Raw genomic sequence first — 7,480 nt, 5'->3', positions numbered from 1 at the left:
TCCTCCGCCTTGCAGCTGCACGCACCAAGCCCCGCTCACCGGCACCTACGAGGTGCCGGTGCTTCCCTGCAACCTGATCCGCCGGACAGGCCCTAGGCCCCTGTGACCTCCACCGCCGCCAGGTTCTTCTTGCCCCGGCGCAGCACCAGCCAGCGCCCGTGCAGCAGGTCCTCCTTGGCGGGGACCACGTCCTCGGCGGCGACCTTCACGTTGTTCACGTAGGCACCGCCCTCCTTGACCGTGCGGCGCGCGGCCGACTTGCTGGCCACCAGGCCGACCTCCGCGAAGAGGTCCACCACCGGGCCGAGCTCGGCGACCTGGATGTGCGGCACCTCGAAGAGGGCCGCGGTCAGCGTCTTCTCGTCCAGCTCGGCCAGCTCGCCCTGGCCGAAGAGGGCCTTGGACGCGGCGATCACGGCGGCCGTCTGATCGGCGCCGTGCACCAGCGTCGTCAGCTCCTCGGCGAGCGCGCGCTGGGCGGCGCGGGCCTGGGGGCGCTCCTCGGTCTGCTTCTCCAGCTCTTCCAGTTCCTCGCGGGACTTGAAGGACAGGATCCGCATGTACGTCGAGACGTCCCGGTCGTCCACGTTCAGCCAGAACTGGTAGAACGCGTACGGCGTCGTCATCTCGGGGTCGAGCCAGATGGCGCCGCCCTCGGTCTTGCCGAACTTGGTGCCGTCCGCCTTGGTCATCAGCGGCGTCGCCAGCGCGTGCACGTTGGCGTGCGGCTCCAGGCGGTGGATCAGGTCCAGGCCCGCGGTGAGGTTGCCCCATTGGTCGCTGCCGCCCTGCTGCAGCGTGCAGCCGTAACGTCGGTACAGCTCCAGGAAGTCCATGCCCTGCAGCAGCTGGTAGCTGAACTCCGTGTAGCTGATGCCTTCCTCGGACTCCAGGCGCCGGGCCACGGAGTCCTTCGTCAGCATCTTGTTGACGCGGAAGTGCTTGCCGATGTCCCGCAGGAACTCGATGGCCGACAGGCCGGCCGTCCAGTCGAGGTTGTTCACCATGACCGCGGCGTTCTCGCCCTCGAAGGACAGGAACGGCTCGATCTGCGAGCGCAGGCGCGTCACCCAGTTCGCGACCGTCTCCGGGTCGTTCAGCGTGCGCTCGGCTGTCGGGCGCGGGTCGCCGATCTGGCCCGTCGCGCCGCCGACCAGGGCGAGCGGGCGCAGGCCCGCCTGCTGGAGGCGACGCATGGTGAGGACCTGCACCAGGTGGCCGACGTGCAGGCTGGCCGCGGTCGGGTCGAAGCCGCAATAGAACGTGACGGGACCGTCCGCGAGCGCCTTGCGCAATGCATCTTCGTCAGTGGACAGGGCGAACAGCCCCCGCCACTTCAGCTCGTCGACGATGTCCGTCACGGTTCTCGTATCTCCTTGGATGGTCTTGCGAAAGCGTCTCGTGAATCAGGTACGAGGTTATACGCCCTGGCTGACAGAGCTCATATTGAAGTCCGGCACCCGCAGCGCGGGCATCGCAGCCCTGGTGAACCAGTCACTCCACTCACGGGGCAGCGTCTTTTCCGTCCGCCCCGCTTCCGTCGCCCGCCCGAGCAGGTCGACCGGCGACTCGTTGAACCGGAAGTTGTTCACCTCGCCGACGACCTGGCCGTTCTCGACGAGGTAGACACCGTCCCGGGTCAGCCCGGTCAGCAGCAGCGTCGCCGGGTCGACCTCGCGGATGTACCAGAGGCAGGTCAGCAGCAGTCCGCGCTCGGTGGCGGCGACCATCTCCTCCAGGGAAGTGTCCGCACCGCCGTCCAGGATCAGGTTCCCGATCGTCGGGGCGACGGGCAGCCCGGTCAGGCCCGCGCTGTGCCGGGTGGTGGACAGATGGGTCAGCGTGCCCTCCCGCACCCAGTCCGTCGCGGACAGGGGCAGCCCGTTGTCGAAGACGGACGCGTCGTCGCCGGAGGAGTGGGTGAGCACGAAGGGGGCGCTCTCGAGCCCCGGCGCGTTCGGGTCGCTGCGCAGCGACAGCGGCAGCTCGGTGAGCTTCTCGCCGACGCGGGTGCCGCCGCCGGGCTTACTGAAGACCGTCCTGCCCTCGGCCGCGTCCCGGGCCGCCGCCGACCACATCTGGTAGATCAGCAGGTCCGCGACGGCGGTCGGCGGCAGCAGCGTCTCGTAGCGCCCCGCGGGCAGGTCGATCCGCCGCTCCGCCCAGCCGAGGCGTACGGCCAGCTCGGCGTCCAGCGCCGCCGGATCGACGTCCTTGAAGTCCCGCGTCGACCGCCCCGCCCACGCCGAGCGCGTACGGTCCGGCGACTTGGCGTTGAGCTCCAGCGTCCCGTTGGGCTGGTCGTGCCGCAGTCGCAGCCCCGTCGACGTACCGAGATAGCTGGAGACGAGTTCATGGTTGGCGAACCCGTACAGCTCCCGCCCGCCCTCCCGCGCGCGGGCGAACGATTCGCCGAGCGCCGGAGCGAAATCCGTGAAGACGGCGGACGAGGTCTCGGCGGGCGCGTCCGCGAAGTCGGGGGACTCGGGCACGCCCGTGACCAGCGGCTGGGCGTCCTCGGCGGGACCCGCACCGCGCGCCGCCGCCTCCGCGGCCCGTACCAGCGGCTCCAGCTCGTCCGCGGTCACGGCCGCGCGCGAGACGACGCCGGATGCCGTGCCCGCGCGGCCGTCGACGGTCGCGATGACGGTCAGCGTGCGCCCGCGCGTGACCCCGTTCGTGGTCAGCGCGTTGCCCGCCCAGCGCAGGTTGGCGGTCGATTGCTCGTCGGCGATCACGACGCAACCGTCGGCGCGGGAGAGCTCGAGGGCGCGCTCGACGACCTCGTGCGGCTTGTTCGGCTTGTTGGTGCGAGCGCTCATCGACCGGCCTCCTGCGTCGTGTTCAGAATGTTGACGCCCTTGAAGAGGGCGGACGGGCAGCCGTGCGAGACCGCCGCGACCTGGCCCGGCTGGGCCTTGCCGCAGTTGAAGGCACCGCCCAGGACATAGGTCCCCGGGCCGCCCACCGCAGCCATGGAACCCCAGAAGTCGGTCGTGGTCGCCTGATACGCGACATCCCGCAGCTGGCCCGTGATCCGCCCGTTCTCGATCTTGAAGAACCGCTGACCCGTGAACTGGAAGTTGTACCTCTGCATGTCGATCGACCACGACCGGTCACCCACGACATAGATGCCGCGGTCCACGCCCCCGATCAGATCCTCCGTCGAGAGCCCCGCGGGGTCCGGCTGCAGCGACACATTGGCCATGCGCTGCACGGGCACGTGCCCGGGGGAGTCGGCGTACGCGCACCCATTGGACCGCTCGAAGCCGGTGAGCTTGGCGATGCGCCGATCCAGCTGGTAGCCGACGAGCGTCCCGTCCTTCACCAGGTCCCAGGACTGTCCCTCCACCCCTTCGTCGTCGTACCCGATGGTCGCGAGCCCGTGCTCGGCGGTGCGGTCACCGGTGACGTTCATCCGCTCGGAGCCGTACTTCAGCTTGCCCAGCTGATCGAAGGTGGCGAAGGAGGTCCCGGCGTACGCGGCCTCGTAGCCGAGCGCACGATCGAGCTCCGTCGCATGCCCGATGGACTCGTGGATGGTCAGCCACAGATTGGAGGGGTCGACGACGAGGTCGTACAGTCCCGCCTCGACGCTCGGCGCCCGCATCTTCTCGGCGAGCAGCTCCGGGATCCGCCCGAGCTCGGACTCCCAGTCCCAGCCGGTGCCCTGCAGGTACTCCCAGCCGCGCCCGACCGGCGGCGCGATGGTCCGCATCGAGTCGAACTCGCCGCTGGACTCGTCGACGGCGACGGCGGTGAGCTGCGGGTGCAGCCGGACGCGCTGCTGCGTGGTCACGGTCCCGGCAGTGTCGGCGTAGAACTTGTTCTCGTGCACGGTCAGCAGCGAGGCATCGACATGGTCGACCCCGTCGGCCGCGAGCAGCCGCGCGCTCCAGTCCGTGAGCAGCCCGGCCTTCTCCTCGTCCGGTACGGAGAAGGGGTCGATGTCGTACGACGAGATCCACGTCTTCTCCGCGTGCACGGGCTCGTCCGCCAGCTCCACGCGCTCGTCGGACCCGGCCGCCTTGATCACCTGGGCCGACAGCTTCGCCATCGCCACGGCCTGCGACGCCACCCTCGCGGCGGCGTCCATTGTCAAATCGACGCCCGACGCGAACCCCCAGGTCCCGCCGTGCACCACCCGCACCGCGTAGCCCAGGTCCGTCATGTCCGACGACCCGGCGGGCTTGGCGTCCCGCAGCCGCCAGGACGCGCTGCGCACCCGCTCGAAGCGGAAGTCCGCGTGCTCGGCGCCCAGCGCCCGCGCGCGTGCGAGCGCGGCGTCGGCCAGGGCGCGCAGTGGCAGTGCCAGGAATGACTGATCGACCTCGTGGGCCACGAGCGGCCTCCCCTTGTCACCGTTAGCGAGATGTCTTCGTCCAGCGAGATGTCTTGGTTCCGCATGTCTTCGTTCCGCAGTGAATCATGCAGCGCCCGCGCCCTGGCATCCATCGGAATTCATGGGCGTCTTCATGGGCGTTCGTCCTGTGGGGGACTGCAGGGCCGGCCTCGCCTGCCCCTGAGTTGGGGAACCATGTCCACCGGGCACCTCTCTCGACCCCCTCATCACATAGGACAAGCGGACGTTCGCGGCCGCCCGCGAGGCCGGACCGACCGCTGACCGGGCCGCCCCGACTGTAGGGATCCGACAGGAGCCACGGTGAGCCACTGTCGGTGCCCGATTCTTCGCGCGGCCGAGCGGACCGATAGGTTTTCGGGGTAGGCGCCTGTCTTGCAGGGGTTTCAGACTGCTATCGAAAGGGTGATCCGTTGAGCCGCTCGGTTCTCGTCACCGGAGGCAACCGGGGCATCGGCCTCGCCATCGCCCGCGCGTTCGCCGATGCCGGCGACAAAGTCGCGATCACGTACCGCTCGGGTGAGCCGCCGGCCGCCCTCACCGCACTGGGCTGCCTCGCCGTCAAGTGCGACATCACCGACACCGAGCAGGTGGAGCAGGCCTACAAGGAGATCGAGGCCGAGCACGGCCCCGTCGAGATCCTTGTCGCCAACGCGGGCGTCACCAAGGACCAGCTTCTGATGCGCATGACCGAGGAGGACTTCACCTCGGTCATCGACACCAACCTCACGGGCACCTTCCGCGTCGTCAAGCGTGCCAACCGCGGCATGCTGCGCGCCAGGAAGGGCCGTGTCGTCCTGATCTCGTCGGTGGTCGGGCTGCTCGGCTCGGCCGGCCAGGCGAACTACGCTGCCTCCAAGGCCGCACTGGTGGGCTTCGCGCGGTCCCTCGCCCGTGAGCTGGGCTCGCGCAACATCACCTTCAACGTCGTCGCACCTGGTTTCGTCGACACCGACATGACCCGGGTGCTGTCCGAGGAGCAGCGCGCCGAGTACGTGGCGCAGGTGCCGCTGCGCCGGTACGCGCAACCCGAGGAGATCGCCGCGACGGTGCGGTTCCTCGCCTCGGACGATGCCTCGTACATCACTGGAGCCGTCATCCCCGTTGACGGCGGACTGGGAATGGGTCACTGATCACCATGAGTGGAATTCTCGAGGGCAAGCGCGTCCTGATCACCGGTGTGCTGATGGAGTCCTCCATCGCCTTCCACACCGCCAGGCTGGCCCAGGAGCAGGGCGCCGAGATCATCCTGACCGCGTTCCCGCGGCCCACGCTGACCGAGCGCATCGCCAAGAAGCTTCCCAAGCCCACCAAGGTCATCGAGCTCGACGTCACCAACGACGAGCACCTCGCCCGCCTTGCCGACATCGTCGGTGAGGAGCTGGGCAGCCTGGACGGCGTCGTGCACTCCATCGGCTTCGCTCCGCAGGACGCCCTCGGCGGCAACTTCCTGAACACGCCGTTCGAGTCGGTCGCCACGGCCATGCACGTCTCCGCCTTTTCCCTGAAGTCGCTGACCATGGCCTGCCTGCCGCTGATGCAGAACGGCGGCTCGGTCGTCGGCCTCACCTTCGACGCGCAGTACGCCTGGCCGCAGTACGACTGGATGGGCCCCGCCAAGGCCGCCCTCGAGGCCACCAACCGGTACCTCGCCCGCGACCTGGGCAAGCAGAACGTGCGCTCCAACCTGATCTCGGCGGGCCCGATCGGCTCCATGGCAGCCAAGTCCATCCCGGGCTTCAGCGAGCTCGCCGCCGTCTGGGACACCCGTGCCCCCCTCGAGTGGGACCTCAAGGACCCGGAGCCGGCCGGCCGCGGAGTCGTCGCCCTGCTGAGTGACTGGTTCCCGAAGACCACCGGCGAGATCATCCACGTCGACGGCGGCCTGCACGCCATCGGTGCCTGATCTCTCGGCATTCCCGTACGAGGCCCACGCCCCGGTTCCCGCAACAGGCGGGGAGCGGGGCGTCGCCCGTTCGGCCCATCCGGCCGGGCGCACCCCGCGCCGCACCGCGCACGCTGGGAGTACGCACCGCCCCGCAGCCGTACGGCCGAGGAGGTCCCCCTTGTGCTCCTGTCCCGCCGTTTTGCCCCGGTGTTCGCCGCAGTGGTCCTCATGATGGTTCTGCCGTACGACGCCCTGCCTCACGCGCGCGTGGAGGGGGGAAATCCGGCTGTGCCGGACCCGTTCGGCGCCGAGTGCCGCACCGCCGTCACCGGCTCCCATGCCGTCGCGTACTGCCACAACCCCTACGTGAACCCCGATCGCGTGCGCCTGCACATCGAGTGCGACCGCTGGTGGGACCTCGACAGCGACAGCGCCCCGGTCGAGGCGGGACCCGCGATGACGGTGCGGCTGACCGGCCGCTGCTGGCAGGAGATCAGGTCGGTGTGGGTCAGTCACCAGAAGCTGGAGAGCTGAGCCTCCCCGGGCGGCACAGGAACGGATAGCCCGCGGCCTCCGTGGCGGCCGCCTCCGCGTCGCCCGCGCGGATCGCGTCGACGAGCCGCGCGTGGTCCATGTACGTCTCCGGCGTCAGCGTCCCGCCGACGTCCTCGCGCAGCCAGTCGCGCAGCACCTCGCCGAGGTCCGCGTACATCGCCGTCATGACGTCGTTGTGGGACGCGGCCACCACCGCCAGATGGAAGGTGGCGTCGGCGGTCACGAAGGTCTCGGCGTCGCCCGACTCCCAGGCCTCCTCACGGCGTACGAGCAGGGTGTCGAGCTGCTTCAGATCGCGCTCGGTGCGCCGCTCGGCGGCCAGCTTCGCGGCGCTCGACTCCAATGTGGAGCGCAGCTCGGCGATGTGCCGAGGATCGGCGTCGGCGAACCGGCGGTGCATCACGCCCGCCAGCTCACTGGTCGCTACGACGTAGGTGCCCGAGCCCTGGCGGATGTCGAGCAGACCGTTGTGGGCGAGCGCGCGGACGGCCTCGCGAACCGTGTTGCGGGCCACCCCCAGCTGTCCGACCAGCTCCGGCTCGGTGGGAATCCGGGAGCCGACCGGCCACTCGCCCGAGGTGATCTGGTTCCGCAGCTCGGCGATGACCTGCTCGGACAGCGCCGAACGGCGGGGGTGGCTCAGCGGCATGACGGTCCTTCGTATGGGCCCGGTGGTG

The 7,480-nt window shown here is 69.8% G+C and carries 7 protein-coding genes; 3 read left to right on the top strand and 4 right to left on the bottom strand.

What is annotated here, in order from left to right:
• Nucleotides 1-92 precede the first annotated feature (92 nt).
• The 3 genes from tyrS to AB0D57_RS41720 are packed head-to-tail and all read right to left on the bottom strand — an operon-like array spanning nt 93 to nt 4,342.
• Nucleotides 93-1,361: a tyrosine--tRNA ligase gene (gene tyrS, locus AB0D57_RS41730; protein WP_362086357.1), complete on the bottom strand. Its 1,269-nt coding sequence runs from the start codon at nt 1,359-1,361 to the stop codon at nt 93-95.
• Nucleotides 1,362-1,418: 57 nt separating this feature from the next.
• Nucleotides 1,419-2,822 carry a metallopeptidase TldD-related protein gene (locus tag AB0D57_RS41725; RefSeq protein ID WP_362086354.1) on the bottom strand — a complete coding sequence of 468 codons (1,404 nt, stop codon included), beginning with the start codon at nt 2,820-2,822 and terminating at the stop codon, nt 1,419-1,421.
• Nucleotides 2,819-4,342, bottom strand: a complete 1,524-nt coding sequence (locus tag AB0D57_RS41720; protein WP_362086351.1) for a TldD/PmbA family protein — start codon at nt 4,340-4,342, stop codon at nt 2,819-2,821. Before AB0D57_RS41720 ends, AB0D57_RS41725 begins: the two co-directional genes overlap by 4 nt.
• Before the next feature lie 431 nt (nt 4,343-4,773).
• Between AB0D57_RS41720 and fabG the strand changes: the two genes are divergently transcribed.
• The 3 genes from fabG (at nt 4,774) to AB0D57_RS41705 (ending at nt 6,782) form a co-directional block, all read left to right on the top strand.
• Entirely contained in the window at nt 4,774-5,493 is a 720-nt protein-coding gene (gene fabG, locus AB0D57_RS41715; protein WP_362086348.1) for a 3-oxoacyl-[acyl-carrier-protein] reductase, read from the top strand.
• Nucleotides 5,494-5,498: 5 nt separating this feature from the next.
• Nucleotides 5,499-6,266, top strand: a complete 768-nt coding sequence (fabI, locus tag AB0D57_RS41710) for an enoyl-ACP reductase FabI (protein WP_362086345.1) — start codon at nt 5,499-5,501, stop codon at nt 6,264-6,266.
• A gap of 162 nt (nt 6,267-6,428) precedes the next feature.
• Nucleotides 6,429-6,782 (top strand): hypothetical protein, encoded by a 354-nt coding sequence (locus AB0D57_RS41705; protein WP_362086342.1) that lies wholly within the window; start codon nt 6,429-6,431, stop codon nt 6,780-6,782.
• Here the strand turns inward: AB0D57_RS41705 and AB0D57_RS41700 are convergent.
• Nucleotides 6,757-7,452 (bottom strand): FadR/GntR family transcriptional regulator, encoded by a 696-nt coding sequence (locus AB0D57_RS41700; RefSeq protein ID WP_362086339.1) that lies wholly within the window; start codon nt 7,450-7,452, stop codon nt 6,757-6,759. The two genes, AB0D57_RS41705 and AB0D57_RS41700, sit on opposite strands and share 26 nt — an antisense overlap.
• Between the last annotated feature and the right edge of the window lie 28 nt (nt 7,453-7,480).

Source organism: Streptomyces sp. NPDC048275 (genome assembly GCF_040652275.1).
GTDB lineage: Bacteria > Actinomycetota > Actinomycetes > Streptomycetales > Streptomycetaceae > Streptomyces.
This window is presented reverse-complemented; position numbering and strand designations above follow the sequence as displayed.

Coding starts and splice junctions, on each gene's coding strand:
- AB0D57_RS41725 (WP_362086354.1), bottom strand. CDS start 2,822: ATGAGCGCTCGCACCAACAAGCCGAACAAGCCGCACGAGGTCGTCGAG.
- fabI (WP_362086345.1), top strand. CDS start 5,499: ATGAGTGGAATTCTCGAGGGCAAGCGCGTCCTGATCACCGGTGTGCTG.
- AB0D57_RS41700 (WP_362086339.1), bottom strand. CDS start 7,452: ATGCCGCTGAGCCACCCCCGCCGTTCGGCGCTGTCCGAGCAGGTCATC.